The 24,198-nt window shown below is 61.9% G+C and carries 29 protein-coding genes; 12 read left to right on the forward strand and 17 right to left on the reverse strand.

The window, feature by feature from the left end:
• The 4 genes from lysA to argH form a co-directional block, all read right to left on the reverse strand.
• On the reverse strand, positions 1 to 1,208 hold a 1,208-nt coding region (gene lysA, locus ABW043_RS08825; protein ID WP_353920845.1), incomplete at its 3' end, for a diaminopimelate decarboxylase.
• Positions 1,209 to 1,385: 177 nt separating this feature from the next.
• On the reverse strand, positions 1,386 to 2,102 hold the full coding sequence (locus ABW043_RS08830) for a gamma-glutamylcyclotransferase (RefSeq protein ID WP_353920846.1): 717 nt from the start codon (positions 2,100 to 2,102) through the stop codon (positions 1,386 to 1,388).
• 141 nt (positions 2,103 to 2,243) lie between these two features.
• Complete coding sequence (locus ABW043_RS08835) at positions 2,244 to 2,972, reverse strand: gamma-glutamylcyclotransferase (RefSeq protein WP_353920847.1); 729 nt, start codon at positions 2,970 to 2,972, stop codon at positions 2,244 to 2,246.
• A 54-nt stretch (positions 2,973 to 3,026) separates the two neighbouring features.
• Complete coding sequence (argH, locus tag ABW043_RS08840; RefSeq protein ID WP_353920848.1) at positions 3,027 to 4,475, reverse strand: argininosuccinate lyase; 1,449 nt, start codon at positions 4,473 to 4,475, stop codon at positions 3,027 to 3,029.
• A 23-nt stretch (positions 4,476 to 4,498) separates the two neighbouring features.
• Here argH and ABW043_RS08845 point away from each other — a divergent pair, with 23 nt between their 5' ends.
• Entirely contained in the window at positions 4,499 to 5,161 is a 663-nt protein-coding gene (locus ABW043_RS08845; protein ID WP_353920849.1) for a TlpA disulfide reductase family protein, read from the forward strand.
• Here ABW043_RS08845 and ABW043_RS08850 read toward each other — a convergent pair.
• From ABW043_RS08850 to ABW043_RS08860, 3 genes are all read right to left on the reverse strand, one after another.
• Positions 5,158 to 5,361 (reverse strand): hypothetical protein, encoded by a 204-nt coding sequence (locus ABW043_RS08850; RefSeq protein ID WP_353920850.1) that lies wholly within the window; start codon positions 5,359 to 5,361, stop codon positions 5,158 to 5,160. The two genes, ABW043_RS08845 and ABW043_RS08850, sit on opposite strands and share 4 nt — an antisense overlap.
• 10 nt (positions 5,362 to 5,371) lie before the next feature.
• The gene (locus ABW043_RS08855) at positions 5,372 to 5,554 is read right to left on the reverse strand and encodes a putative motility protein (RefSeq protein ID WP_353920851.1); all 183 of its coding nucleotides are present in this window, start codon (positions 5,552 to 5,554) and stop codon (positions 5,372 to 5,374) included.
• Between the two features lie 75 nt (positions 5,555 to 5,629).
• The gene (locus tag ABW043_RS08860) at positions 5,630 to 6,247 is read right to left on the reverse strand and encodes a rhomboid family intramembrane serine protease (RefSeq protein WP_353920852.1); all 618 of its coding nucleotides are present in this window, start codon (positions 6,245 to 6,247) and stop codon (positions 5,630 to 5,632) included.
• A gap of 27 nt (positions 6,248 to 6,274) precedes the next feature.
• On the opposite strand from ABW043_RS08860, the gene ABW043_RS08865 reads away from it, so the two are divergent.
• The gene (locus tag ABW043_RS08865; protein WP_353920853.1) at positions 6,275 to 6,448 is read left to right on the forward strand and encodes a hypothetical protein; all 174 of its coding nucleotides are present in this window, start codon (positions 6,275 to 6,277) and stop codon (positions 6,446 to 6,448) included.
• A 55-nt stretch (positions 6,449 to 6,503) separates the two neighbouring features.
• On the opposite strand, the gene ABW043_RS08870 is transcribed toward ABW043_RS08865, so the two are convergent.
• Together ABW043_RS08870 and ABW043_RS08875 are read right to left on the reverse strand one after the other, a co-directional pair.
• Positions 6,504 to 6,704, reverse strand: a complete 201-nt coding sequence (locus tag ABW043_RS08870; protein WP_353920854.1) for a twin transmembrane helix small protein — start codon at positions 6,702 to 6,704, stop codon at positions 6,504 to 6,506.
• 21 nt (positions 6,705 to 6,725) lie between these two features.
• Positions 6,726 to 7,616, reverse strand: a complete 891-nt coding sequence (locus ABW043_RS08875) for a LysR family transcriptional regulator (protein WP_353920855.1) — start codon at positions 7,614 to 7,616, stop codon at positions 6,726 to 6,728.
• Positions 7,617 to 7,704: 88 nt separating this feature from the next.
• Here ABW043_RS08875 and ABW043_RS08880 point away from each other — a divergent pair, with 88 nt between their 5' ends.
• On the forward strand, positions 7,705 to 8,655 hold the full coding sequence (locus ABW043_RS08880; protein ID WP_353920856.1) for an NAD-dependent epimerase/dehydratase family protein: 951 nt from the start codon (positions 7,705 to 7,707) through the stop codon (positions 8,653 to 8,655).
• On the opposite strand, the gene gluQRS is transcribed toward ABW043_RS08880, so the two are convergent.
• On the reverse strand, positions 8,652 to 9,497 hold the full coding sequence (gluQRS, locus tag ABW043_RS08885) for a tRNA glutamyl-Q(34) synthetase GluQRS (protein ID WP_353920857.1): 846 nt from the start codon (positions 9,495 to 9,497) through the stop codon (positions 8,652 to 8,654). The two genes, ABW043_RS08880 and gluQRS, sit on opposite strands and share 4 nt — an antisense overlap.
• Here gluQRS and ABW043_RS08890 point away from each other — a divergent pair.
• The 5 genes from ABW043_RS08890 (at position 9,496) to ABW043_RS08910 (ending at position 12,073) form a co-directional block, all read left to right on the forward strand.
• Positions 9,496 to 10,173 carry a DNA-3-methyladenine glycosylase family protein gene (locus tag ABW043_RS08890; RefSeq protein WP_353920858.1) on the forward strand — a complete coding sequence of 226 codons (678 nt, stop codon included), beginning with the start codon at positions 9,496 to 9,498 and terminating at the stop codon, positions 10,171 to 10,173. The two genes, gluQRS and ABW043_RS08890, sit on opposite strands and share 2 nt — an antisense overlap.
• Positions 10,170 to 10,823 (forward strand): alpha/beta hydrolase, encoded by a 654-nt coding sequence (locus ABW043_RS08895; RefSeq protein ID WP_353920859.1) that lies wholly within the window; start codon positions 10,170 to 10,172, stop codon positions 10,821 to 10,823. The genes ABW043_RS08890 and ABW043_RS08895 overlap by 4 nt, the downstream gene beginning before the upstream one ends.
• Before the next feature lie 89 nt (positions 10,824 to 10,912).
• Positions 10,913 to 11,470: an HNH endonuclease gene (locus ABW043_RS08900; protein WP_353920860.1), complete on the forward strand. Its 558-nt coding sequence runs from the start codon at positions 10,913 to 10,915 to the stop codon at positions 11,468 to 11,470.
• A 61-nt stretch (positions 11,471 to 11,531) separates the two neighbouring features.
• Entirely contained in the window at positions 11,532 to 11,780 is a 249-nt protein-coding gene (locus tag ABW043_RS08905) for a type II toxin-antitoxin system ParD family antitoxin (RefSeq protein ID WP_353920861.1), read from the forward strand.
• The gene (locus ABW043_RS08910; protein WP_353920862.1) at positions 11,777 to 12,073 is read left to right on the forward strand and encodes a type II toxin-antitoxin system RelE/ParE family toxin; all 297 of its coding nucleotides are present in this window, start codon (positions 11,777 to 11,779) and stop codon (positions 12,071 to 12,073) included. Before ABW043_RS08905 ends, ABW043_RS08910 begins: the two co-directional genes overlap by 4 nt.
• 6 nt (positions 12,074 to 12,079) lie before the next feature.
• Here ABW043_RS08910 and ABW043_RS08915 read toward each other — a convergent pair whose 3' ends face one another.
• Together ABW043_RS08915 and ABW043_RS08920 are read right to left on the reverse strand one after the other, a co-directional pair.
• The gene (locus ABW043_RS08915; RefSeq protein WP_353920863.1) at positions 12,080 to 12,583 is read right to left on the reverse strand and encodes a disulfide bond formation protein B; all 504 of its coding nucleotides are present in this window, start codon (positions 12,581 to 12,583) and stop codon (positions 12,080 to 12,082) included.
• Positions 12,584 to 12,663: 80 nt separating this feature from the next.
• On the reverse strand, positions 12,664 to 13,491 hold the full coding sequence (locus tag ABW043_RS08920) for a DUF72 domain-containing protein (protein ID WP_353920864.1): 828 nt from the start codon (positions 13,489 to 13,491) through the stop codon (positions 12,664 to 12,666).
• 145 nt (positions 13,492 to 13,636) lie between these two features.
• On the opposite strand from ABW043_RS08920, the gene ABW043_RS08925 reads away from it, so the two are divergent.
• The gene (locus tag ABW043_RS08925) at positions 13,637 to 14,437 is read left to right on the forward strand and encodes a thermonuclease family protein (protein WP_353920865.1); all 801 of its coding nucleotides are present in this window, start codon (positions 13,637 to 13,639) and stop codon (positions 14,435 to 14,437) included.
• Positions 14,434 to 15,915, forward strand: a complete 1,482-nt coding sequence (locus ABW043_RS08930; RefSeq protein ID WP_353920866.1) for a M48 family metalloprotease — start codon at positions 14,434 to 14,436, stop codon at positions 15,913 to 15,915. Before ABW043_RS08925 ends, ABW043_RS08930 begins: the two co-directional genes overlap by 4 nt.
• 123 nt (positions 15,916 to 16,038) lie before the next feature.
• On the opposite strand, the gene mutT is transcribed toward ABW043_RS08930, so the two are convergent.
• The 4 genes from mutT to ABW043_RS08950 all read right to left on the reverse strand — a co-directional run bounded on the left by mutT (position 16,039) and on the right by ABW043_RS08950 (position 19,043).
• Positions 16,039 to 16,449, reverse strand: a complete 411-nt coding sequence (gene mutT / locus ABW043_RS08935; protein WP_353920867.1) for an 8-oxo-dGTP diphosphatase MutT — start codon at positions 16,447 to 16,449, stop codon at positions 16,039 to 16,041.
• The gene (locus tag ABW043_RS08940; protein WP_353920868.1) at positions 16,446 to 17,204 is read right to left on the reverse strand and encodes a GNAT family N-acetyltransferase; all 759 of its coding nucleotides are present in this window, start codon (positions 17,202 to 17,204) and stop codon (positions 16,446 to 16,448) included. The genes mutT and ABW043_RS08940 overlap by 4 nt, the downstream gene beginning before the upstream one ends.
• Positions 17,205 to 17,345: 141 nt before the next feature.
• Positions 17,346 to 18,581 (reverse strand): bifunctional glutamate N-acetyltransferase/amino-acid acetyltransferase ArgJ, encoded by a 1,236-nt coding sequence (argJ, locus tag ABW043_RS08945; protein WP_353920869.1) that lies wholly within the window; start codon positions 18,579 to 18,581, stop codon positions 17,346 to 17,348.
• A gap of 231 nt (positions 18,582 to 18,812) precedes the next feature.
• On the reverse strand, positions 18,813 to 19,043 hold the full coding sequence (locus ABW043_RS08950; protein ID WP_291420779.1) for a hypothetical protein: 231 nt from the start codon (positions 19,041 to 19,043) through the stop codon (positions 18,813 to 18,815).
• Between the two features lie 97 nt (positions 19,044 to 19,140).
• Here ABW043_RS08950 and ABW043_RS08955 point away from each other — a divergent pair, with 97 nt between their 5' ends.
• Positions 19,141 to 19,764, forward strand: a complete 624-nt coding sequence (locus tag ABW043_RS08955; protein ID WP_353920870.1) for a TetR/AcrR family transcriptional regulator — start codon at positions 19,141 to 19,143, stop codon at positions 19,762 to 19,764.
• Positions 19,765 to 19,977: 213 nt separating this feature from the next.
• Here the strand turns inward: ABW043_RS08955 and ABW043_RS08960 are convergent, their stop codons facing one another.
• On the reverse strand, positions 19,978 to 20,913 hold the full coding sequence (locus ABW043_RS08960) for a peptidylprolyl isomerase (protein ID WP_353920871.1): 936 nt from the start codon (positions 20,911 to 20,913) through the stop codon (positions 19,978 to 19,980).
• Positions 20,914 to 21,403: 490 nt separating this feature from the next.
• On the opposite strand from ABW043_RS08960, the gene secA reads away from it, so the two are divergent.
• Complete coding sequence (gene secA, locus ABW043_RS08965; protein ID WP_502908628.1) at positions 21,404 to 24,115, forward strand: preprotein translocase subunit SecA; 2,712 nt, start codon at positions 21,404 to 21,406, stop codon at positions 24,113 to 24,115.
• The last annotated feature ends 83 nt before the right edge of the window (positions 24,116 to 24,198 follow it).

Below are 24,198 nucleotides of genomic sequence, written 5' to 3' on the forward strand. Positions count from 1 at the left end.
CGCGTGAGGTTGACGTTCAAGCTGGCGGGGTCGACCATAACTTCGGGGATGAGTGGACGCGAGTTGTAGGTCGAGGCCATTACGTCGCCATAGGCAACGGCACTCATGATCGAGAGCAGGTCGCCCTCTTTCACGCCCGGAATCGTGCGACCCTTGGCAAGATAGTCGCCGGTTTCGCAGACGGGGCCGACGATGTCGCCGGTGATGGGCGGGAGGTTGGACTGGTTGACCAGTTCGACGTCGTGATGGGCTTCGTAGAGCGTTGGGCGGATCAGGTCGTTCATGGCCGCGTCGACGATGATGAAGTTGGACGAGCCTTCCTTCACATATTCGACCTTGGTGACGAGGATACCGGCATTGCCGACAAGGAGGCGGCCGGGCTCGATGACGAGGGTGCAGCCGAGTTGGCCGATCTTGTCGCGGACAACGCTCGCATAGGCTTCCGGATGCGGCGGGGCTTCCTGATCGTGGTGATAGGGAATGCCGAGGCCGCCGCCGACATCGACATGGTGGATGTCGTGGCCGTCTTCGCGCAGGGCTTTGACCAGTTCAGCCATGAGGCCGAAGGCGTTCCCAAAAGGTTCGAGATCGGTGATCTGGCTGCCGATGTGCATATCGACGCCGACGGCGACGATGTTCGGAAGCTCGGCGATGCGGCGATAGACTTCGCGGGCGCGCTTATAGGAGATGCCGAACTTGTTTTCGCTCTTGCCCGTCGAAATCTTGGCATGGGTGCGCGCATCGACATCGGGATTGATGCGGACCGAGACGCGGGCGGTGAGGCCCATGTCGGACGCGATCATGGAGAGGCGTTCGAGTTCGGGCTCGCTCTCGACGTTGAAACACTTGATGCCGGCGGTGAGGCCCTGGCGCATTTCGGCGACGGTTTTGGCGACGCCCGAGAAGACGATCTTTTCAGCGGGAATGCCGGCGGCGAGGGCACGCTGGAGTTCGCCGCCTGAGACCACGTCGGCGCCGCAGCCTTCATGGGCCATCAGGGTGAGCACGGCCTGATTGGAATTGGCCTTCATGGCATAGGCCATCAGCGTCGGGATGCCCTCAAAGGCGTCGCGCACGACGCGGACGTGGCGGCGGAGGGTCGCTGAAGAATAGACGTAAAAGGGCGTGCCGACCTTTTCAGCCAGCTCGTTGAGGTTGACGTCCTCGGCATAGAGGGTGCCGTCGCGGTGGTTGAAATGGTGGACCATTTTGCCCTTTTTATCCCCCGCTCAGAACGTCACCCCGGCGCAGGCCGGGGGCCATCTTGAGCTATGGGATCTTGCTGCATCTCAGGGTGGATCCCGGCCTGCGCCGGGATGACAACCGAGTGTGTGGATGAACTTGGGGCTGTCGTAAGCCAAAGGCCCAAAAAACAAAAGTGAGACTTATCGATCCGTCTCATAAACGGCTTCGATGCGCTCGGCGACAAGGTTCTGGAGGCGCCAGAGATGGGCGTCGTGGAGGCCCATCTGTTCGAGGTGTTCGACGGTCGAGAACAGATACTCGGCCATGGAGCCGCGGGTGCCGACAGCCTTGGCGAGGACGTCGGCGATCTGGTTTTCCGAGAGGCCCGAAATGTAGCGGCCGGAATTGCGGTCGATACAGAAGGTGAGGGCGCGGATGGTGCGGTCGCCGGAGCGGACCGTGACCATGCGCGGGGGGAAGGCGGTGGGCTTCCAGCCCATTTCACGCTCGAACAGTTTGATCAGGTTCTCGTCGCGCTTGTCGGCCGGCAGGCGATAAAGAGCGCCCTTGCAGGCGCCGCCGCGATCGAGCGCGAGCATGAGGCCGGGATTGGCATCGCTACCGCGAAAGCGGTTGTTCCAGCCAAGGCAGAAGGCGCGGTGCCAGCCGTGGAGGAGACCGGTGCGCACTTCGACATAGTCGCAGGCCGGCTTCCAGATCAGCGAGCCATAGGCAAAAACCCAGGTCTCGTCGTGGTCGTCGGGACCGAAGAATTTGGCGATGGTGTCGCGGTGGTCGGCTTCGCTTGCTTCGCTCATGCCCTCGGGTGGCGGGGGCAGGGCTTCCACTACGGTATCGGGCTGGAGATAGGCGACATGGCGCGAGGTGAGGCGCATTTGTCGCTGGTCTTTAGGCATTCGGCCTCCGTCTTCTCCCAAGACCCACAGCGTCATTCCCGCGAAAGCGAGAATCCCTGGCGGTGAAGAGAGCCCCGTTTTCGCGGGGATGACGCGGTGAACGCTCAGGATTCGGCGTTCAGATTGCCCGAGTGCAGTCGCCTACTCAACCCTGTCTCGGCCATGGCCGCCATGCGCGGCCTCGATCCGGTCGGCCACGAGGGACTGAAGCTTCCAGAGATAGGTATCGTGAATGCCCAGAGATTCGAGCTGCTCGACCGTGGCGCGCAGGTATTCGGCCATGGAGCCCCGGAAGCCGCAGGCGCTGGCCAGAACATCGGCGGTTGCCTCGGGGCTTAGGCCGCCAATGTAGCGGCTGCTCTTGCGGTTCATCGGGAAGGTCAGGGCGTGAACGCGCCCTTCCGGCGTATGAACGCTGATCCACCGGGCGGGAAAGGCGGTCGGAACCATGCTCATTTCGCGATGGATGAGGGTATCGAGTTGCTCGCGCAGCGTTTCGGGCGGCAGGCGGTGGACAACGCCGCGACACTGGCCGCCCCGGTCAATGGCCATCATCAGGCCCGGCTTATCGACGCTGCCACGAAAGCGATAGTCCCAGCCAAGGGTGAAGGAGCGTCGCCAGCCCGGCGCTACGCCGACGCGCTGCTCGACATACTGGTAGGCCGGGTTCCATATCAGGGAGCCACTGGCAAAAACCCAGACATCGTCCGGCGTCGGCGCCGTGGCGATGATGCGGTTGATCTCGGCGGCATAGTCCGCTTCGGTCGCGGGACGATAGCCTTCGATCAGGACTGGGCCGGGGTCGGGAATGTCGCGATGAACGTGCGCGACATGCGCCGTGGTCAGTCTTTGAATGCGGGACGCGGGCATGGTGGCGACCTCAAAATTCAACCTGAGGTCGCCATTGTCTGCCGAGTGCCTGTGTTACTCAACCCCGCCGTCGCCGTGTCCGCCATGCTTTTTCTTGGCGAGGGCGCGCGGCTCGTGGTCTTCGCCGGTGAGGGCCGATTTCCAGCGGGCGGCTTGCGCGAGGACGTTGATCGGCGCGGTGCCACCATAGGATTTGCGGGCGGCGACTGATGCTTCGACGGTGAGCACCTTGTGGATGCGGGAGTCGATGCGCTCATCAATGGTCTTGAAGTCCTCGATGGTCAGACCTTCGAGACCGCAATTCTTGGACTCGGCGAGGGCGACGACCTGGCCGGTGATGTGGTGGGCATCGCGGAAGGGGATGTTCAGCTCGCGCACCAGCCAGTCGGCGACGTCGGTGGCGGTCGAAAAGCCAGCCGAGGCCGAGGCGTGCATCTTGGCGTGGTTCGGCTGCAGGTCCGAGACCATGCCGGTCATGGCGGCAAGCGAAAGGGAGAGCGCGTCGAGGGCGTCGAAGGCGACTTCCTTATCTTCCTGCATGTCCTTGGAATAGGCGAGCGGCAGGCCCTTCATGACGACGAGCAGGGAATTGAGCGAACCCATGATGCGGCCAATCTTGGCACGCACCAGTTCGGCGGCGTCCGGATTGCGCTTTTGCGGCATGATGGACGAGCCGGTGGTGAACTTGTCCGAAAGTTTTATGAAGCCGAACTGGGCCGAGGACCAGATGACCATTTCCTCGGCAAAGCGGGACAGGTGCATGGCGCAGATTGCGGCGGAGGCAAGGGTCTCGAGAATGAAATCACGATCGGCGACGGCATCGAGCGAATTGGCGGTGGGGCGGTCAAAGCCGAGGGCATTGGCCGTCATGTCGCGGTCGATGGGATAGGGGGTGCCGGCCAGCGCGGCGGAGCCGAGCGGGTTTTCGTTGAGGCGACGACGGGCGTCGGTCAGGCGGCCGGCATCGCGGCCCAGCATTTCGACATAGGCGAGGAGATGGTGGCCGAAGGTCACCGGCTGGGCGTTCTGCAGGTGGGTGAAGCCCGGAAGAATGGTCTCGGCCTCTTCCTCGGCGCGCTTGACCAGAGCCAGCTGCAGCGTGTGGATCTGGGCGACCAGATGATCGATGGTGTCGCGGACATAGAGCTTGAAATCGGTCGCGACCTGGTCGTTGCGCGAGCGCGCCGTGTGGAGGCGCCCGGCGGCATCGCCGATCTTTTCGCGCAGACGCGATTCGACATTCATATGGATGTCTTCGAGAGCCCGCGAGAATTTGAACGAGCCGTTCTCGATTTCCGCCAGCACCTCGTCTAGACCGGCAAGGATAGCGTCGCGATCGGTCTGCGTCAGAATGCCCGTTGCGGCGAGCATTGTGGCATGGGCCTTTGATCCGGCAATATCCTGGCGGAACAGGCGCTGGTCGAAACCGATCGAAGCGTTGATTTCTTCCATGATGGCGTCGGGGCCGGATGCAAACCGTCCACCCCACATCTTGTTGCTCATCGTTTGCCTTTCAGGAGTAGCCCATGTCGGACACCAACGCAGCCAAGCCAGTAGCACCGCGGCGCTGGCAGCCTTATGCGGCGATGGGGGTTGCCGGATTGGGCGTAGCTATAGCGGCGTGGGTTTATCTCGGCAATGCCGCCTCGGCCAACTCCTGCCCAGTGCAGGCGGCGCAGGCGCAGATCGTCGATGCGGCGGCGGTAGGCGAACTTGCGGCGCTGAATGGGACCGGCGAAGGCCGCGGCTATGCGGATTTGGCGTTCAAGAGCGCTGACGGCACCGAGATGACGCTGGGCGATTTTTCGGGCAAGGCGCTTCTCGTCAATTTCTGGGCGAGCTGGTGCGTGCCCTGTCGTGAGGAAATGCCGGCGCTCGATGCGATTGCGACGGAATACAACTCGGACAAGTTCCAGGTGGTGCCGATCAATCTCGATATCGGCGAGGGCGGATTGGCCAAGGCCGAGGAATTTCTGGCCGAGGGCAAGTTTGAGAACCTGCCGCTTTATGCCGACAACACGTTTGCGGCGTTTGACCGGCTGAAGCGCGAAGCGGTGGCCGTGGGCCTGCCGGCGACGTTGCTGCTTGATCCGGAAGGGTGCGAACTCGCCGTGCTGCAGGGGCCGGCGGAGTGGCACAGCAAGGATGGCAGGGCGGTGGTCGAAGCGCTGATCGGGCTGCGCGGCTAGACCAGCATATCCACTTCAGCCCCGTTTACGGGATTGCGCACAATGGCAGGCAGGGCCTCGGGCTCTGCCTTGTTTTGCGTGAGCGCCATTTCGCCGCGCATTTTTGCGACTTGCGCCAGGAGCGTGTTCGGGGAGGCGCCTTCGCGGGTGGCGATGCGGTTGATCATGACCGATGTGCTTGACCCAAGGGCATTGCTCATCGGAGAGGTCTCAGGCGGTCTTGTCGACCTGCGTGCCCTGGCCCGGCGGAAGGGTTGCCTGGGCCGGCTGCAGCAGCATGTCGAGAAGCTGGGTCTGCATGTCGTGCGACTTCTTGAAGACGGCGAGTTGGACCGATTGCTGGGTCTGGGCCGTGCGGGCCACCATGAGGCTCGAGGCGAGATCGCTGTCCATTTGTGGTCTTCCTGACGCAATACTACAAGACGCAGGAACCTTAGCAGGTCAGGGTAAAGAAACTCTCTTCGCCCGCTAGCGGCCGCCAAAGAGCATGACATCGCGGCGGCGCATGACCGCGGCGAGCCCGACGCCGGCAACGAAGCCGCCGATATGGGCCCACCAGGCGACAGATTCCTGCGATCCTATGACCACATAGAAGAGCTGCGTGGCGACCCAGAAGCCCAGCATCCAGAAGGCGGGGACCGGCAAGGGAATGGGGATGACGATGCGCGCGAGGACGAAGACGCGGGCATGGGGGAAGAGAAGGATATAGGCGCCCATGACGCCGGCCACGGCGCCGGAGGCACCGATCAGCGGGCCATTGCCATCGAGGTTGAAGAGCAGATGGGCGAGGCCGGCGAGCACGGCACAAAGAAGATAGAAGACGAGGAAGCGCAGATGCCCCATGGCGTCTTCGATATTGTCGCCAAACACCCAGAGGAACAGCATGTTCGAAAGAAGATGCAGCCAATCGGCGTGGAGGAAGGCATAGGTGACCAACGTTGCCCAATCGGGCAGCCAGGGAAGGGGCGCGGGATAGACATCGCGCACGACGATGGGGATCATGCCGAAATAGATCGTCGCTTCATCAAAGGCGGCCGGCGGAAGCGCTGCCTGGACGGCAAAGACCAGAATATTGAGCGCGATCAACCCATAGGTGACGTAGGGAAATCTGACATGGCGATGCGGATTGACGTCATGCAGGGGCAGGAACAGGGTTTTTCTCCTCTGGTGCGCCGGTATTCACGTGATGTCGGGCTGCAAACGGCCATTTTCTGCGCTTCCGGTGCTCACGTACTGATGTACGCTCCGCTCCGGTTCTCAAAAATAGCCATTTTCGCCTCGCCCTGACGTGAATCTCCCCACACCCGTAAGCGGATCAGCGAAGTTACGAGAAAGCGGCAAGTTAGCCGCGGCCGCCGCCGAAGAAGAACAGGGCGCCAATCAGCAAGAGGATGGCGACGGCCTGGCCCATGACGCGCAGGCGCATGAGGCGCTGGCTGGTATTGGACGAACCGCCCTTGGTCATGTTCCAGAGGCCCATGCCGAGGACGACGATGACAAACAGCAGGGCCAGCGCGATGCCGATATTGAGAAGAGTTTGCATGGGTTTGGCCTCCTTGCCGGTTCAGCTCTCAATATAGGCGAGAAGGCCCGCCGCCAAGGCATCATAAACAGCGCGGATGCGGTGGGAGGTGTACAATTCCCTGTGCGTCGTGAGCCAGACCGGCAGAGGCGGTATGGCAATGTCGATGGGCAGCGCGACCAGCCCCGGCGTGCGGCGCACGAGATTGGCCTGGGCAAAGCCGATGCCGAGCCCGGCGCGCAGCAATTCCCAGAGGTGCGGCTGGTCATCGGAGCGGATGACGAAATTTTCACGGTTGAGCGAGAAGCCGAGTTTTCGCGCGTGGGTGACGATGGCGCTGGAACGATCAAACCCCAGCATATCGTGTTGCCAGAGTTCGGCGAGTGTCGTGGGCCGGCCGCGGCGGGCGAGGTAGCGTTCGTGGGCGGCGGGGACGAGGGCAATGTCACCGAGGTGTTTTGTGACCAGTTCGAGCTGAGTCGGGCGGAACATGCGGATGGCGATATCGGCCTCGCGCATCAGGATGTTTTCGGCTGAATCCGAGGGGACGATTTCCAGCGCGATGCGCGGATGGAGGGCGCGGGTCGGCACGAGGATTTCGGGCAGCACGTAGTTTGAGATCATGGCGCTGGCGGTGATGCGAACCGTGCCGCCGGTATCGTCCTGGGCGCCCTCGGCCATCATATTGGCTTCGGCAACCGCCGTCTGCGCCTGCGCTATGGGGCCATAGAGTTTTAGGGCCGTGCTGTTCGGCTTGAGGCCGGAAAGGCTGCGCTCGAAGAGCTGCAGGCCGAGCTGGGATTCAAGCAGCTCGATATGGCGGCCGATGGTCGGCTGGCTCGAATTGAGGGCGCGGGCGGCGGCGGAAAGCGAGCCATGCTCGATGACACCGGCAAAGCTGCGCCACAGGGACCAGTCAGGCTCTCTATTCATGATTGAATATCAAATCTCGAAATTTGGCCAATCGCTATAAAAATCTGTAGCGGGCATTTTGGTCTCCAGCAAGTCAAGGAGACGCAGAATGACCAAGGGTAAAGTGACGGTTCTGGGCAGCAACGGCCATATCGGCAATGCGGCGATGATAGCCTTCCGCGATGCGGGCTGGAGCGTGACGGGGCTGGGGCGGACAAACCGCAAGCCAGTGAGCGGCACGACGTTTGTCGCTGGCGATGCCGATGATGTCGCGGTGGTGCGGGCGGCGATTGCCGATGCCGATGTGGTCGTGCATGCGCTGCACCTGCCCTATCACCAGTGGGGTAATGGTCGCTCGGAAAAGCAATTGCAGGTTGTCATTGATGCGCTTGATAATAGCGGCAAGACGCTGCTGTTTCCGGGAACGATCTACAATTATCGGGCCGGGGATCGGACGATTTCGCCGGCAACCCGGCAGAGCGCCGAAGCGCCGCGCGGAGAAATCCGCATCCGGCTCGAGACGCTGCTGCGCGAGGCTTCGGCGGCAGGGAAATTCCAGACGATCATTTTGCGCGGCGGAGATTTCTTCGGGCCGGGCAATCGTGGCGAATGGTTCGAGGCGGCGATGATGATGGATATCGCTAGGGGCAAATTATACAATATGGGTGCGCTGAACCTGCGCCATAGCTGGGCCTATCTGCCCGATCTTGCGCGTGCCTTCACCGTGCTGGCGGAGAAGCGGGCCACGCTCGGAAAATTTGAAAACTTCCATTTTGCCGGGCACTGGGTGTCGCATGGGCAGATGATGGGCGCGATTCAGACGGCATTGCCGGAGAAGGTTACGGTATCGCCGCTGCAGTGGTGGATGATCCGGGCGGTGGGGCTTTTCAACCCGATCATGCGCGATATCTATCGCATGCGGTATCTGTGGCTCAACGAGATGGAACTGGTCGATCCACGGCTTGATGGGATTTTGGGGGCGGATTTCGGGACGCCGTTCGAGGAGGCGGTGGCCGCGACGGTGGAGGAGTTGATGGGGGCGAAGAAGCTGGCGGCCTAGAAACCCACAGCCCTTCGCACATTATCGGCAGTCCAGCCCTCGCTGCGCAAATCGGCGAGGGTTTTGCTGTTTTTGGATTTGGCCAGTTTCTGCCCGTCGTCGCCGAGGAGGAGGCGGTGGAAGTGGTAGATGGGCGTCGGAAAACCCAGCAGCATTTGGAGGAGAACGTGGATGTCGGTTGCCGCCTCCATGTCGCGGCCGCGGGTGATGTGCGTCACGTTCTGGGCGGCATCGTCGACCACGACGCTGAGGTGGTAGCTGGTGCCGATATCCTTGCGCTGCAGCACCACATCGCCCCAGCGCTGGGGGCGGGCGTAGCGGACTTGCGGGCGATCGCGCAGCGTGGGGCCGATGACGGTGAAGGTCAGCACGCCGGCCTCTTCAATGGCGCGGTCGGTATGGAGCCGGAACTGGACGGGATCGCCGCGTTCGAGCCGCTCGATGCGCTCGGCATTGGAGAGGTGCTTGCAGGTGCCGGGATAGATGGGGGCGCCGTCGGGGTCGGTATCCTCGGCCTTGGATGCGATGTCGGACCGGGAGCAGAAGCAGGGATAGATGAGATCGCGCTGGCGCAGGCGATTGGCGGCCTCGGCATAAATCTCGAAGCGGGTGGACTGAATCAGAACGGGTTCGGGCCAGGAGACGCCGAGCCATTTCAGGTCCTCAAAAATACTCTTGGTAAATTCGGGTTTACAGCGCGTGATGTCGATGTCTTCGATGCGCAAAAGCACCGTGCCGCCGAAAATTTCAGCGGCCTGCCAGGTCACGAGTGCAGAAAGCGCGTGGCCGAGATGCAGGCGCCCATTGGGGCTCGGGGCGAAACGAAGAATTGGTTCTTTCATGATTTTACCGACTACCACTTTTGCGCCCGGAGCGTCACCGCGGATCGATACCGCTGAAGGGGTTGCGGTGCATCTCGACCATCTGATTGCCATGGTGCCGCAATTGCTGCCGATGCGGGAGCGCGTGGGGGCGGTGTTGCCAAGGGTCAATCCCAAGGGATTTGCCGGCATGGCCAAGGTGATCTGCGGGCAGCAGCTTTCAGTACAAAGCGCCGCCGCAATCTGGGGGCGGTTCGAAAAACTGCCGGGGGCGCTGGAGCCTCAGTCTTATCTCTTGCTCGATGAGGAGACCGTGCGGAGCGCCGGGTTCTCGCGCGGGAAATTTTTGGCGGTCAGGACTATTGCCGACGCGGTTGAGGCGGGAGATCTCAACTTTGCCGAGGTTGACGCCTTGCCGGCCGAGGAGGCGATCAAGGCACTGGTGGCGCTGAAGGGGATCGGGCCGTGGACGGCCGAGGTCTATCTGCTGTTCTGTGCGGCGCACCCCGATATTTTCCCGGCCGGGGACCTGGCTTTGCTGAAAGCCGCGCATCACGGGCTTGGCCTTGACGAGCGTCCGACGATCAAGGAGATGATCGGCCTTGCAGAGAGCTGGTCGCCGCATCGGTCGGCCGCAGCGCTGCTGTTCTGGCGCTATTTCGCCATTCTGCGCGACAAGGAAGGGATTTTGCTGTGATCAAGCTTTCGGGGCCGATGATGCCGCCAGCCAATGGGCAGGAGCCCGATGCTGCGGTGGTTCTGCTCCATGGCTATGGCAGCGACGGCAATGATCTCATTGGGCTCGCGCCGCATTGGCGGCACCTCCTTCCCGGCGCGCTGTTCGTGTCGCCCAATGCGCCGGTCGGTACGGAAATGGGCGGGTTTCAGTGGTTTCCGATAGACTGGACCGGCGATCGGCTGGCGAGCCGGCAGACGGGTGTCATCGAGGCGCGACCGGTGCTCGAAGGATTTTTGCGCGACCTCTGGGCGCAGACCGGGATTTTGCCGGAGCGGACGATCCTCGCCGGGTTCAGCCAGGGCGCCATGATGGCGCTGCATGTGGGCACGGGGCTGCCCGAAAAGCTCATGGGCGTTATCGGTTTTTCCGGTGCGTTTTTGCCGCCCGAGGGATTTGGTGGCGAGGCGCTGGCAAAGCCGCCGATCTGCCTTGTGCATGGCGATCTCGACGATGTGGTCGATCCCAATCTTTCGAGCGAAGCGAATACTTTGCTCGATGAGGCGGGCTTTGATGTCAGCTATCATGTGAGCCGCGGCGTGGGGCATAGAATTGCCCCGGATGGGCTCGGTTTTGCTGCCGATTTTATCGGGCGTGTCGCAGCGAAATAAGTCCTTCATCCCCGCTTCACAGCCCTGACACAAAGGGCTTACTATAAAGGGGCTATGGACTTAACAGATTCCCGCTTCGGGAGACTCTCGTGACCATCCATGTGTCGCCTGAGGCCTGTCCCGCTCTTGTGTTGAACGCCGATTTCCGGCCGCTCAGCTATTATCCCTTATCGTTGTGGTCGTGGCAGGACGCGATCAAAGCGGTGTTCCTTGAACGCGTGAACATCGTTTCGCTCTACGACACGGTGATCCATTCGCCCAGCTTCGAAATGCGGCTGCCGAGCGTGGTTTCGCTCAAGGATTACGTGAAGCCGGCGCGGCATCCCGCCTTTACCCGCTTCAACGTTTTCCTGCGCGATCGCTTCCAATGCCAATATTGCGGTTCGCGCGATGATCTGACGTTTGATCACGTCATTCCGCGCTCGAAGGGCGGCTTGACGACCTGGGAAAATGTTGTCGCGGCCTGCGCGCCATGCAATCTGCGCAAGGCGAACCGGATGCCGAGCGAGATCAAGATGTTCCCACATCAGGCGCCGTTCGCGCCGACGGTGCATGATTTGCACAATAACGGCAGGGCCTTTCCGCCGAACCATCTGCACAAGAGCTGGCTCGATTATCTCTATTGGGACATCGAGCTGGAGCCGTAATCCTTGCCGATCGGTGGCTTAATAACTATTATTGGCGAGAGCCAATGATGGAGATTGAGCCATGGCGATCAGTGCGGAACTTGGCGAAGTGCTCGAAAAGGTCGTGAACGATCTCGTCGAGAATGGACGGTATAATTCCAAAAGCGAAGTTTTGCGCGAAGGCGTTCGGCTGGTGCAGGAGCGCGAGGCGCGGCTGCGGGACGCACTGGAGCGTGGGCTTGCCGATATTGAGGCAGGGCGAACCAAGCCGCTGGAAGAGGTGGCTCAGCGCCTCATCGAGAAATATGAAGCGATGGCAAAGCGCTCATGAGTGACAAGGTCAGAATCGCCACCAGCGCGGAATATGACCTTGAAAGCATCGCGGACTATATCGGCCTCGATAGTCCGCCAAACGCAGCCAATTTCGTGCGGGAAGTTCTCGCGCAGTGTTATCGCCTAGCCGAGTTTCCGGGGCGTCATCCAATCGTGGAAGGTTACTCGCAGCCAATAAGGCGATGTCCCTTTCGAGGCTACTCGATCTACTATCTCGCGACTGAAGGGCTGATCGAAGTCGTCCATGTTCTGAACGACTCTCGGGATCACACAGACATTTTGGCGAACTAGTTCCGATCAGCGCTTCCGCTTTGCCTGATACACGATCGCAGCCATCAGCAGAGCGACAATGGCCAGCGAAATCAGTGCATTATATCCCGCCAGCGAAATGCCGAGGAAGCGGAACTGCACGACGTCGCAGCCGATGACGGGGGTCATGCTGTTGAGCTGGTCGAAGCTGAAACTGTCGCCGACGCCGGTGCAGGCGGTGGGGCCGGGCCAGAAACCCCATTCAACGCCAGCGTGGTAGGAGCCCATATAGGTGCTCCAGGCGAAAATGCCGGTGACGATGAACATGCCCAGATACCAGACCGGAAGGGGCAGGCGGTTCCAGAGAACGAGGATCAGAGCCAGGAGCGGCAGGCCCCAGTAGTAAGCCATGCGCTGTTCAAGGCAGAGTTCGCAGGGGTAAAGCCCGCCGATATATTGGCTGCCGAGCGCCGCCGCGATGGTGGCAAAGCCGAGGAGGAAGGCCGCGCCGGCGGCGAGCTTGTCGAGGGGGCGGCGGGACGCAATGGCCATGGAAATTCTCGAGTGACGCTTGAATGGGCAGGGGCTTAGCTCCGCTTTGTGGTAAAAGCCAGCGGGGCACGTTGTCGTGATCAGGCCGCGGGTTTGATGCCGAGTTTGGCGGCGAGCGCCATAGCATTGGCCGGGGCATGCAATTTGTCCTCGTGGACGAAATAGGCATAGGTGTCGACGCCAGTATCGCGCCAACCGGACAAGGTTTTGGCGAGCTCGGACATGTCCGAATCTTCGTAACCATTGGCAGCAGGGCGGGCAGGGCCCTGCAGGCGGCAATAGGCGAAATCGGCGGTGAGATCGAAGCGCGGGTTCTCTGCCGTGTCGGCGATCACGCGGGCGATATTGTGCTCCCGGAGGAGCGCGTCGACTTCGGGCTTGTCAAAGCTCTCGTGGCGCATTTCCACGGCATGCCGGAAGACCTTGTTGCCATTGGCTTCGAGATATGGCGGGGCCTTGGCGCCATCTGCCTTGCTGGCGAGCGTAAGGTAAGCGTCGGTGTCGCGCGGGAGCTGGGCGAGGAACGCAGAAAAGCTCGCGGCATCAAAACTCAGATTGGGCGGCAACTGCCAGATGAAGGGGCCAAGGCGATCGCCAAGGGCCAATGGACCCGAGGCAAAGAAGCCGGCCAGCGCGTCCTCGCAGTTCTTGAGGCGCTTGATATGGGTGACGAGCTGCGGACCCTTGATCGAGAACTGAAAACCTTCGGGCGTTTCGCCGGCCCATTTGGCGAAGCTTTCCGGCTTCTGGTTGCCGCGGAAGGTGGCGTTGATCTCGATGCTGGTCAGGTGGCGACTGGCGTAGTTGAGCTCTTTTTTCTGGACGAGGCCGGTGGGAAAGAATGTGCCGCGCCAGGGCTCGAAAACCCAGCCTGCGGTGCCCGTGCGGATTGTACCCGTCTTGCTCATTGCCGCTCTCCTTGAGGCCTTCAACTTGGCCGTCCGCGATCAAATTGGCAATCTCTCTTGCCTGTGATCGCGCTCCGTCAGGTTCTGGTAATGCTTTTTTGCCTTAATCGTCCCTATGGTGAATGAAGTGTTGCGGGACAGATTCTTGCGCGGGACTACGCTGATATCGACGGCCGCCTTTGCCTTGCTCGCCAGCACCACGCTGGCCTGTGAGGGCTTGGTCATGGCTCCGGGCGGGGTCGTGGTCGAGGTGACGGACGGCGATACCGTCGTTCTCAATGACGGTCGCAAGGTGCGCATGATCGGCACGCAGGCGCCAAAATTGCCGCTGGGACGCGAAGATTTCGAGACATGGCCGCTGGCGCCCGAGGCGCAAAAGGCGCTGGCCGATCTCGTCCTCAACAAGACTGTTCGCCTCGGCTTTGGTGGGGAAGAAATCGACCGGCACGAGCGGGTGCTGGCGCATGTCTTCGTCGAGACCGATGCCGGCGAAGTCTGGACACAGCTTTTCATGGTGAGCGCCGGGCTGGCGCGGGTCTATTCTTTCCCCGATAACCGGCAATGCCTCGAACCACTTTTTGCGGCTGAAGCGCGCGCCCGCGCAGAGCGGCTTGGCATTTGGGCCAATCCCTATTACAGCGTGCGTGCGGCGGACCGACCGGGCGAATTGCTGGATCGTGTGGGACATTATGAACTGGTGGAAGGCAGGGTACTCCTCGCCGACCGCAGTGGCTCCCGCATTTTCCTCAATTTTGGCCGGTTCTGGAAAGAAGACTTCACCGCCGTAATCGAAGGGCCGGCCTTGCGGCTCTTCGAGACCGCTGGACTAGACCCATTGGTGCTTGAGGGGGCATTGGTGCGTATTCGTGGATGGGTGGACGATCGGGATGGTCCACGCATCGAAGTAACCCATCCCGAACAGATTGAGGTATTGGCGACGCGATGACGGCGCTTTCTCTGTCCAAAAGAACTATGCGCCTCGGCGCCCTGACCCTGTCGCTTCTGGCGCTGGGGGCTTGTTCGTCTTTAACCGGGTCGTCGGTGGCGGTTAGCCGCACCGGAGATACGCCCGCGCCTATCGTCGTGCCGGAAGGCACCGAGCCCGATGACGTGGTCATCGGTCGGCGTGAGCACCCGCGCATCATTGCAGCCTATGGCGGGGTCTATTCCGACCGCGAGGCTGAAATCATGGTGGCGCGCATTGTCGGGCGCCTGCTCGCAGCGGCCAACCAGCCCAATGCGCAGTTCCAGGTAACGATTCTCGATACATCAGAGGTCAATGCCTTTGCCCTGCCGGGCGGCTATATCTATGTGACGCGCGGCATTCTCGCCCTCGCCTCGGATACCAGCGAACTGGCGGCGGTGCTGGCGCACGAAATCGCCCACGTGACGCTGCGCCATGCGCGCGCCCGCACCGACAAGACGCGGACGACGCAGATTGTCGACCGGGTTATCACCGGCATTTTCGGCGGCGATACATCGACGGACGCGACCGCCAACCGCACCCGCGAATCGCTGGCCGCCTTCGGGCAGAGCCAGGAGCTGGAAGCGGACCGCGAAGGCATCAAGTTTGCCGGCAAGGCGGGTTTTGATCCGCAGGCGGCAGCGCGCTTCCTCGGCGTCATGAGCCGGTTTGCCGCCTTCTCGGCTGGCGATCAGGCGGGTGACGACGGTTTCCTTTCCTCGCACCCATCGACCCCGGCCCGCATCCAGAAGGCCGCGGATACGGCACGGCAGATGTTTGGCAGCGCCAGCGTCGGCGAGACCGACCGCGATGGCTATATGGCTGCGGTTTCGGGCATGGCCTTTGGCGACAGTCCCTCCCAGGGCTCCATCGTCGGCAATCGCTATATTCATTCGGGCTCGAAATTCACCTTCACCGTGCCGCAGGGGTATGCGCTGCAGACGGCGCAGAGCGCCGTGGTGGGTGTGGCCGGCGATGGCGAGGCCGTGCGCTTCGACAGCGCCGATGTGCAGGCCAATATGGCGCTGACCGATTATCTCAAATCGGGCTGGATCGCCGGGCTCAAGGCCGAGACGGTCACCTCGCACAATTACAATGGCATCGAGATGGCCTCGGGCCTGGCGCAGACGGACCAGTGGTTCTTCCGTGTCGCGGTCATGCGGCTCGATGGCGCGGTCTATCGCTTCATCTTTGCGGCCAAGGCCGACAGCCAGCGCTTCGCGCAGGGCGCAGATGCGACGATAAAGAGCTTCAAGCGCGCGGATGCCGCCGAACTCAACCAGATCCGCAAGCTCTCGATGCGTGTCATCACCGCCAAGGCTGGTGATACCGCGGACAAGCTTGCCGCGCAGATGGCCAATATTCCGGGCGGGCGCGACCTGTTCTTCATCCTCAATAATCTCTATCCGGGCGATCCGGTGAGGGTTGGGGCGAAGTACAAGATCGTCGGGCCGAACTAGGTCTCACCGTCTTCGTGGGCGTCACCACCGGGCTTGTCCCGGTGGTCCATGCCTTAGCAAGATGGATTGCCGGGACAAGCCCGGCAATGACGGCGACTGTTGGGTGTTTGGTGTGAGGGCGCCCTAAAGCAGATCACACAGTGCAGCGATCAACGGCTCGTCGGCGGGCGGCATCTCGTAGTCGCGCAGGGCCTGCGGGCGGACCCATTTGAGCGCCTGGTGTTCTTTGGCCACGGGCGTGCCCTGCCAGCGCCGGCAGACATAGAGCGGCATCAGCAGGTGCATGTGCTCATAGGTGTGGCTGGCGAAAGAGAGCGGGGCGAGGCAGGCTTCCTTGGTCTCGACGTCAAGCTCTTCGCGCAGTTCGCGAATGATTGCGGCTTCCGGGGTTTCGCCGGGCTCGATCTTACCGCCGGGAAATTCCCACATATTGGCCATGTGCTTGCCCTCGGGGCGCTGGGCGATGAGCACGCGGCGGTCGGTGTCGATGAGCGCACAGGCGACGACGAGCAGGATCGGCTTTTGTTCGCTCACTTGGGCGCCCCGGGAATGCGGTAGGAATAGTCGTATTGGTGCTGGTAGCCGAGGCCGGAATAGAGGGCCTGGGCAGCAGGGTTGTCGGCCTGGACATTGAGGGCGGCGATTGTTGCGCCCTTCTGGTGCGCCCAGTTGAGACCCGTGCGCATCATGGCCCCGGCAAGGCCCTGGCGCCGGCGGTTGGGATCGGTGATGACGTTGCCGGTGATCACGATGCCGTTGGAAATGGCCATCAGGCCCGAGGCGACAACCTCGCCATCGCGCTCGACCACGATGCCGGTGGCCGGTACGGCCATGACGGCAAGAAGTGCTTTCATGCGAACCATCATGGCGTCGTCATGGCCCTGCAGCTTTTGCTGGGCGGCGAGGAAGGCCGGGTCGAGGAGAGGCAGGAGTTTGCCCTGTGCATCCGGCTCCTGCGCTTCGAGCGGCATGGCGAAGAGATGGGACCGGTCGATCTCGTCCCAGCCGGCATCATCGAGCGCTTCGTTGAGCGCGGGGGCCGAAAGGGGGGTGACACGGAACACCGGCTTGACGCCGCGCACGACCAGCCAGGAGCTGGCGCCGATGATGCGGTCTTCGACCTCGGCGTCGTCATTGGGATCAAAGCACTGGGCCGAATTGGCGCGCTTGGTATAGCCGCCGGCGGCGCGTCGGACCCAATTGCCATCCCATTTGACTTCGATGCCGGGCCAGGCTTCGAGGCCGGCGCGTTCAAAGGTTTCGACGTCTGGCAGGATGGATTGGGTCATGATGTCATTGCTTTGCTCGGTGTCATCCCCGCGAAAGCGGGGATCTCCGTTACTGGCACTCAAACAGGGATTCCCGCTTTCGCGGGAATGACACGGTGGGTGGAGGAGGGGTTCGCCCTCAGCTCCAGTAGTCGCTGAAAATCAGCTCCGATAGTCGCCGTTGATGGTGATGTAGCCGTGGGTGAGGTCGCAGGTGTAGACCGTGGCCGAGCCCTCGCCGAGGCCGAGGGAGACGGTCACTTCCAGCTCTTCGCCCTTCATATAGGCCGAGGTGGCGGCTTCGTCGTAGACCTTGGCGCGTTCGCCGTTTTCGGCGACCAGCAGGTCACCGAAGCGAATGGCGAGGCGGTCGCGGTCGGCGGGTTCGCCGGCCTTGCCTACGGCCATGACGACGCGGCCCCAATTGGCATCTTCGCCGGCAATGGCGGTTTTTACCAGCGGCGAGTCGGCAATGGCCTTGGCGATGCGGAAGGCCGAGGCGTCAGAGGTGGCGCCTTCGACATTGACGGCAACCTGCTTGGTGGCGCCTTCGCCGTCGCGGACGGTGAGGATGGCGAGTTCGAACAGCACGTCGAACAGGGCTTCGCCGAAGAACTGCGCGCGGGGGTCAGAGAGGCTCGTGATCGGCTCGACCTTAGCCTTGCCGGTGGCAAAGGCGAGGAGCGTGTCGGATGTCGACGTGTCGCTGTCGACGGTGATGGAATTAAAGCTCTTCTGCACGTGCTGGCTGAGGAGGGCCTGGAGCACATCGGCCGCGATGGGCATGTCGGTGACGACGAAGGAGAGCATGGTGGCCATGTCGGGAGCGATCATGCCCGAACCCTTGGCGATGCCGTTGATCCTGACTTCGATATCGTCGAATTCAAGCACCGCGCCCGCCAGTTTGGGGAAGGTATCGGTGGTCATGATTGCCTTGGCCGGCTCGATCCAGGGCGTTTCGGCAAGGCGGGTCGCGGCTTCGTCGAGGACGCCGGCGAACTTGCTGGCCGGCAGGGGTTCGCCGATGACGCCGGTCGAGGCGAGGAAGATTTCGTGGGTCTCGCAGCCGAGCGCCTTGGCGGCGTAGTCGGCGGTCAGCTCAACGCTTTCCTTGCCCTTGGCGCCGGTAAAGGCATTGGCATTGCCTGAATTGACGACGAGGCCGCGGGCTTTTCCGCCCGGCAGATTGGCACGGCACCAGTCGACGGCGGCGGACGAGCATTTCGAGCGGGTCAGAACGCCGGCAGCAGTGGTGCCTTCGTCAAAGGCCATGAGCAGCACGTCGGTACGGTTCTTGTACTTGATGCCGGCTTCGGCCGTGGCATAGCGCACGCCATCGATAGCCGGCAGGTCCGGATAGGATTTCGGGGCGAGCGGGGAAACCGGGTGGGCAGCCATGACAGAAGAACCTTCAACGGACAGAGGGTGCTTCGATGTGCCCGAAGAGTGTGACGGACGCAAGGCTTCGAACTGTCCCGGAGGGGAAATCATGCCGGTGGCATGATTTGAGGCGAGAAGGCCATGAGCGCTATGCGCGAATGGCGGGTCAGGAGGCCAAAAGCCCGCGTAGAAAAGGAAATCCCCGCTTGCGCGGGGATCACGGGTCTTCCTCCGGCCGTCAGATGTGGATCAGGCGACGGCCTTCTTCTTGCCGGCGATGAAGGCGCCGAAGCGGGTGGTGATGAAGGGGACAATGAAGAAGACGATGGTCGAGGCCATGAACGGCACAAGGATCAGGCTGCGCTGCCAGAACTCCCAACCGGGGGTGAGAGCGCCGATGATCGAGGCGTAGACAACGACGACGGGGTAGACCGCGAAGGTCATGAGGAAGGCCATACGGGCACGGGCGGAAAAGGGCATGTGAACCTCTAATGAAACGGTACGTTTCGTTATGTATCGAAACGAGCCGTTTCGTTCAAGTCTTTTCTTCGGGATTTTTTTGACCCATATAGAGGGCATGGAAACGAGCACTGAAGACACAGACGACAGCGCCCGCCGCTCGATCGGCGCGCGGCGCAATCCGGCGAGCCAGGAAGCCATTCTCGATGCGGCCGAGGCCGTGCTGAAGGAAAGCGGCATTGGCGGCTTTTCCATCGAGGCGGTGGCGCGTCGCGCGCGGGCCGGCAAGCCGACGATCTATCGCTGGTGGCCCAATCGCACCGCGCTGATGCTCGATGTCTACAAGCGCTTCAAGAATACGCGTACTTTCCCGGATACCGGCGCTTTGCGCAGCGACCTCATTGCCCTTCTCGAAAACCACCTGCTGGGTTTCTGGAAGGATAGTCTTTGCGGCACGGTCTACCGGGCGATCATCGCTGAAGCCCAGAATGATCGCGATGCGGCGGCGTCGCTCTATACCTATCAGGTAGAGCGCAAGGCCGTGGTGCTGCAAATGGTGACGCGCGCCAAGGCGCGGGGCGAGGTGGATGAGGCCGTCGACGGCACGCTGCTTGTCGACATGGTCGTGTCTTTCGCTTGGCACCAATTATTGCTCGGCCGTGTAGCGGAGGCGATGGACTCCATCGAGGCGGTTGTCGATGGGCTGCTCATGGGGTGCGCGGGGTATCAGCGTAAGGAGTAGAGCCCGGTTCTTGCGGCTCCACCCCCTCCCATCCTCCCCCATTAAGGGGGAGGCGTTGCGTCGAGTTTGGGGCATGACGCGAGCCAAACACACCAGCCCGGCACCTCCCACTTGATGGGGGAGGGTGGGAGGGGGTGTTGGCAAAAACCGTACCCCCAAACAAAAAGGCCACCCGATCGAAACCGGGTGGCCCAAAATTCAAAAAACCAAAAATTACTGCTGTGCAGCTTCGCCTTCGGCCGGGGTTGCCTGGGCGGCGTCCTGGGCGTCCATGGCGGCCTTCAGCTCGGGATCGGTGACGTCGATGGTGACGCCAGCCATCAGTTCCTCGACCTTTTCGTTGAAGACGCGCATCAGCACCTGCTGCTGGATCTGCGGGGCGACCTGTTCGAAGGCCGGCGGAGCGGACTGGCGCTTTTCTTCGAGCTTGATGATGTGCCAGCCGAACTGGGACTGCACGGGCGCGGAAACATCGCCCGGATTGGCCAGCGCAAAAGCGGCGGTTTCAAATTCGGGGACCATCATGCCCTGGGCGAAGAAGCCGAGGTCGCCGCCATTGGCGCCTGAACCCGGATCGATCGACTTTTCCTGGGCAATGGTGGCGAAATCGCCGCCAGCATCGAGCTCGGCCTTGATCGCGTCTGCCTCTTCCTTGGTCTCGACCAGGATGTGGCGGGCGTGGACTTCTTCTGCCGGCTGGAATTCGGCGACGAACTTGTCGTAGTCGGCGCGGATGGCTTCTTCAGTCACCTGGCCGGCAATGGCGTCGGCGAAATAAGCGCGGCGCAGGGCGCGCTCTTCAAGATAGGCAAGACGCTGGGCGAAAAGCTCGGTCTTGTCCATGCCGGCGGTCTTGGCGGCACCAGCCATCACCTTCATGTCGATGAGGACACGCAGGAGGAAAGCGCGGCGCTCTTCGGCGGGCATCTGGGCGAGGTCCTGGGCCAGGTCTTCAGCGGCAAAGCTGAGATCGGCTTCGGTGATGTTTTCGCCGCCGACGGTTGCGACGACGGTTTCAGGCGCAATCGCGGCCGGTGCTGCAGCTTCCGGGGCCGGCGCTTCCTGAGCGAAGCTGCCGATAGTGGGCGCGGCACCGAGAAGCGCGGCGAGACAGATGGTGCGCAACAGGCGCGAGGAAAGCTTCATCATGAACGTCCTGGATCTCCTTGGCCGGTCCGGGAGGGCCGGGCATGATCAAACGGGGCGGCGGGCCCGATAAAGTGCCGTGCCTCACACAACAAGGGGGCCAAATTGTGCCGGTTTCAGGCAGGTTTCGGTGGGCCCTTGGGAAGGCCGCGTCCGCCGTGCGCCTGAGGTGTCGCCCATTTCGCCAACATTGACAAGACACCCCCTCACTCTTACATCTCAGCCGCTTTTTCAAAGCGTGGAGCATGGTTGCCGTACGGGCCCTTGTCCTCCACGGATCAATCCACACGGGGAGCCAAAAAGGCCTCCCAGAGTTGTGACGAGGCGAGATGGGCCGTAGGCGCCCCCAGATCATTTCACTGGTTCGCTGAACCAGAGCATAGTCTGGGTCTTAGTTCCCAGCGTTTTCAAGCCGGACGGGTGGTCGCCACTTTTCCTGAAAGCGCTCCGGAGCAGCCGCCCGCCCCTTTCGCCACGCCACTGAATTTAAAGGATGACACGAATGGCTCTAGCTGCGCTCGCCCGGCGGATTTTCGGATCGCCGTCGGATCGGCAGGTCAAGCGCTACCAGGGCAAGGTCGCCGCGATCAATGCGCTGGAGCCGGAACTGGCCAAGCTCACCGACGACGAGCTGAAAGCCCGCACCGTCGAATTCAAGGCCCAGCTCGAACAGGGCGCCAAGATCGACGACCTGATCGTGCCCGCCTTCGCAACTGTGCGTGAAGCCTCCAAGCGCGTTCTCGGCATGCGCCACTTCGACGTGCAGCTCATCGGCGGCATGGTGCTCAACGATCGCGCCATTGCCGAAATGCGGACTGGTGAAGGCAAGACGCTGGTTGCAACGCTCGCCGTCTATCTCAATGCGCTCGCCGGCAAGGGCGTGCACGTGGTGACCGTCAACGACTACCTCGCCCGCCGCGACGCCGGCTGGATGGGGCAGATCTACAATTTCCTCGGGCTTTCCACCGGCATTATCGTGCATGGCCTGACCGACCAGCAGCGCCGCGAAAACTACGCTGCCGACATCACCTACGGCACGAACAACGAATTCGGCTTCGATTACCTCCGCGACAACATGAAATATACGCGCGCCCAGATGGTGCAGCGCGGCCACTCCTTTGCCATCGTCGACGAAGTGGACTCCATCCTTGTCGACGAAGCGCGCACGCCGCTGATCATTTCCGGCCCCAGCGAAGACCGGTCCGAACTCTACATCAAGATCAATGCGCTGATGCCGATCATCGGCGAGGGCGATTTCGAGCTCGACGAAAAGCATCGCTCGGCGACCTTTACCGATCAGGGCGTCGAAAAGCTCGAAGCGGCGCTGGCGCAGGAAGGGCTCCTCAAGAGCTCGTCCATGTATGATGTGGAAAACGTCGCGCTGGTGCACCACGCCAATTCGGCGCTGCGCGCCCACAAGCTCTTCCGCAAGGACAAGGACTACATCACCCGCGATACGCCCGAAGGCGGCGAGGTGGTGATCATCGACGAATTCTCCGGTCGCATGATGCCGGGCCGTCGCTATTCCGAGGGCCTGCACCAGGCGCTGGAAGCCAAGGAAGGCGTCAAGATCCAGTCGGAAAACCAGACGCTGGCTTCCATTACCTTCCAGAACTATTTCCGCCTTTATGAAAAGCTTGCCGGCATGACCGGTACGGCGGCGACGGAAGCAGAAGAATTCGCCGATATCTATAGCCTCGGCGTTGTCACCATTCCGACCAATCTGCCGGTGCAGCGTATCGACGAAGACGATGCGATCTACCGCACGGCCGCCGAAAAATTCGACGCCATCGCCGACCTGATCAAGGAATGCCAGGAGCGCGGCCAGCCGGTGCTCGTGGGCACGACCTCGATCGAAAAATCGGAAATGCTGGCCGAAATTCTTCGCAAGAAGAACGTGGGGCAGATGAACGTGCTCAACGCTCGCCACCACGAGCAGGAAGCCTTCATCGTTGCAGACGCGGGCCTGCCGGGCGCGATCACCATCGCCACCAACATGGCCGGTCGTGGTACCGACATTCAGCTCGGCGGCAACCTCGAAATGCGCATCGAGCGCGAGGCCGGCGAGCTTGAAGGCGAGGCACGCGATGCCAAGATCGCCGAGATCAAATCCACCATTGCCGAAGAAAAGAAGAAGGCGCTGGCTGCCGGCGGCCTGATGGTGATCGGCACCGAACGCCATGAAAGCCGCCGTATCGACAACCAGCTGCGTGGCCGTTCCGGTCGCCAGGGCGATCCCGGCCACTCGAAATTCTACCTGTCGCTGCAGGACGACCTGATGCGCATCTTCCCGGTGGATTCGATGGATTCCATGCTGGGCAAGCTTGGGCTCGAACAGGGCGAGAGCATCACCCATCCGTGGGTGACCAAGGCTATCGAACGCGCCCAGGGGAAGGTGGAGTCGCGCAACTTCGACATCCGCAAGAACATCCTCAAATACGACGACGTGATGAACGATCAGCGCAAGGTGATCTTCGAGCAGCGTCTCGAATTCATGGATGAAGAGGACGTCAGCGAGACCATCGCCGAGATGCGTCACGACGTGATCGACAACATCGTCACCAAGGCCATTCCGCCGCGTTCCTACCCGGAACAGTGGAAGACCGAACAGCTCGAAGCCGCCGCCAAGACCTATCTCAACGTCACCGCACCCGTGGGCGATTGGGCCAAGGAAGAGGGCATCGAGGCCGAAGTGGTCGAGACCCGTATCCGCGAAGCGGCAGACGCCGTCATCGAGGGCAAGTCGGACAAGTATGGTCCGGTGATGCGCCAGGTGGAAAAGTCCATCCTGCTGCAGTCGATCGATGGGCTCTGGCGCGAGCATCTCGTCATGCTCGACCATCTTTCCAAGGTCGTGGGCTGGCGCGGTATCGCCCAACGCGATCCGCTGACCGAATATAAGCAGGAAGCCTATGAGCTGTTCCAGGCGCTGCTCGGGAACCTCCGCGAACTCGTGACCACGCAGATGGGTCATATCGAAATCCAGATGCGTCCGCCCGAGCCGACCCCGGCGATCGACCCGGCGCAGCTTGCCACCACCCATATCGACCCGGTGACGGGCGAGAATGATGCGGTGGGCGATGATTCCGACGAGGGCGCACTGGCCCCGCTCGATCCCAAACTACTGGTGGGCCTCTCGCGCAACGCACCGTGCCCCTGCGGCTCGGGGAAGAAGGTCAAGCACTGCCACGGCGCATTTGTCTGATTTGTCTGACGATCATGCGTACAAAGCCCCGGGAAACCGGGGCTTTTTGTTTTAGACGTCCTCATGAGCATCACCGGCTGTCA

This window comes from Devosia sp., from assembly GCF_040509215.1.
Classification (GTDB): domain Bacteria; phylum Pseudomonadota; class Alphaproteobacteria; order Rhizobiales; family Devosiaceae; genus Devosia.

What these genes read in the sequence shown, in the direction of transcription:
- secA (WP_502908628.1), top strand. Translation starts at nt 21,404, where the DNA reads ATGACACGAATGGCTCTAGCTGCGCTCGCCCGGCGGATTTTCGGATCG.
- ABW043_RS08865 (WP_353920853.1), top strand. Translation starts at nt 6,275, where the DNA reads ATGGCGATGCGGATTGACGTCATGCAGGGGCAGGAACAGGGTTTTTCT.
- ABW043_RS08890 (WP_353920858.1), top strand. Translation starts at nt 9,496, where the DNA reads ATGATTTTACCGACTACCACTTTTGCGCCCGGAGCGTCACCGCGGATC.
- ABW043_RS08845 (WP_353920849.1), top strand. Translation starts at nt 4,499, where the DNA reads ATGTCGGACACCAACGCAGCCAAGCCAGTAGCACCGCGGCGCTGGCAG.
- argJ (WP_353920869.1), bottom strand. Translation starts at nt 18,581, where the DNA reads ATGGCTGCCCACCCGGTTTCCCCGCTCGCCCCGAAATCCTATCCGGAC.
- ABW043_RS08905 (WP_353920861.1), top strand. Translation starts at nt 11,532, where the DNA reads ATGGCGATCAGTGCGGAACTTGGCGAAGTGCTCGAAAAGGTCGTGAAC.
- ABW043_RS08960 (WP_353920871.1), bottom strand. Translation starts at nt 20,913, where the DNA reads ATGATGAAGCTTTCCTCGCGCCTGTTGCGCACCATCTGTCTCGCCGCG.
- ABW043_RS08950 (WP_291420779.1), bottom strand. Translation starts at nt 19,043, where the DNA reads ATGCCCTTTTCCGCCCGTGCCCGTATGGCCTTCCTCATGACCTTCGCG.
- ABW043_RS08880 (WP_353920856.1), top strand. Translation starts at nt 7,705, where the DNA reads ATGACCAAGGGTAAAGTGACGGTTCTGGGCAGCAACGGCCATATCGGC.
- gluQRS (WP_353920857.1), bottom strand. Translation starts at nt 9,497, where the DNA reads ATGAAAGAACCAATTCTTCGTTTCGCCCCGAGCCCCAATGGGCGCCTG.
- ABW043_RS08830 (WP_353920846.1), bottom strand. Translation starts at nt 2,102, where the DNA reads ATGCCTAAAGACCAGCGACAAATGCGCCTCACCTCGCGCCATGTCGCC.
- ABW043_RS08835 (WP_353920847.1), bottom strand. Translation starts at nt 2,972, where the DNA reads ATGCCCGCGTCCCGCATTCAAAGACTGACCACGGCGCATGTCGCGCAC.
- ABW043_RS08850 (WP_353920850.1), bottom strand. Translation starts at nt 5,361, where the DNA reads ATGAGCAATGCCCTTGGGTCAAGCACATCGGTCATGATCAACCGCATC.
- ABW043_RS08855 (WP_353920851.1), bottom strand. Translation starts at nt 5,554, where the DNA reads ATGGACAGCGATCTCGCCTCGAGCCTCATGGTGGCCCGCACGGCCCAG.
- ABW043_RS08940 (WP_353920868.1), bottom strand. Translation starts at nt 17,204, where the DNA reads ATGACCCAATCCATCCTGCCAGACGTCGAAACCTTTGAACGCGCCGGC.
- ABW043_RS08870 (WP_353920854.1), bottom strand. Translation starts at nt 6,704, where the DNA reads ATGCAAACTCTTCTCAATATCGGCATCGCGCTGGCCCTGCTGTTTGTC.
- ABW043_RS08875 (WP_353920855.1), bottom strand. Translation starts at nt 7,616, where the DNA reads ATGAATAGAGAGCCTGACTGGTCCCTGTGGCGCAGCTTTGCCGGTGTC.
- ABW043_RS08915 (WP_353920863.1), bottom strand. Translation starts at nt 12,583, where the DNA reads ATGGCCATTGCGTCCCGCCGCCCCCTCGACAAGCTCGCCGCCGGCGCG.
- ABW043_RS08930 (WP_353920866.1), top strand. Translation starts at nt 14,434, where the DNA reads ATGACGGCGCTTTCTCTGTCCAAAAGAACTATGCGCCTCGGCGCCCTG.
- ABW043_RS08955 (WP_353920870.1), top strand. Translation starts at nt 19,141, where the DNA reads ATGGAAACGAGCACTGAAGACACAGACGACAGCGCCCGCCGCTCGATC.
- argH (WP_353920848.1), bottom strand. Translation starts at nt 4,475, where the DNA reads ATGAGCAACAAGATGTGGGGTGGACGGTTTGCATCCGGCCCCGACGCC.
- ABW043_RS08920 (WP_353920864.1), bottom strand. Translation starts at nt 13,491, where the DNA reads ATGAGCAAGACGGGTACAATCCGCACGGGCACCGCAGGCTGGGTTTTC.
- ABW043_RS08910 (WP_353920862.1), top strand. Translation starts at nt 11,777, where the DNA reads ATGAGTGACAAGGTCAGAATCGCCACCAGCGCGGAATATGACCTTGAA.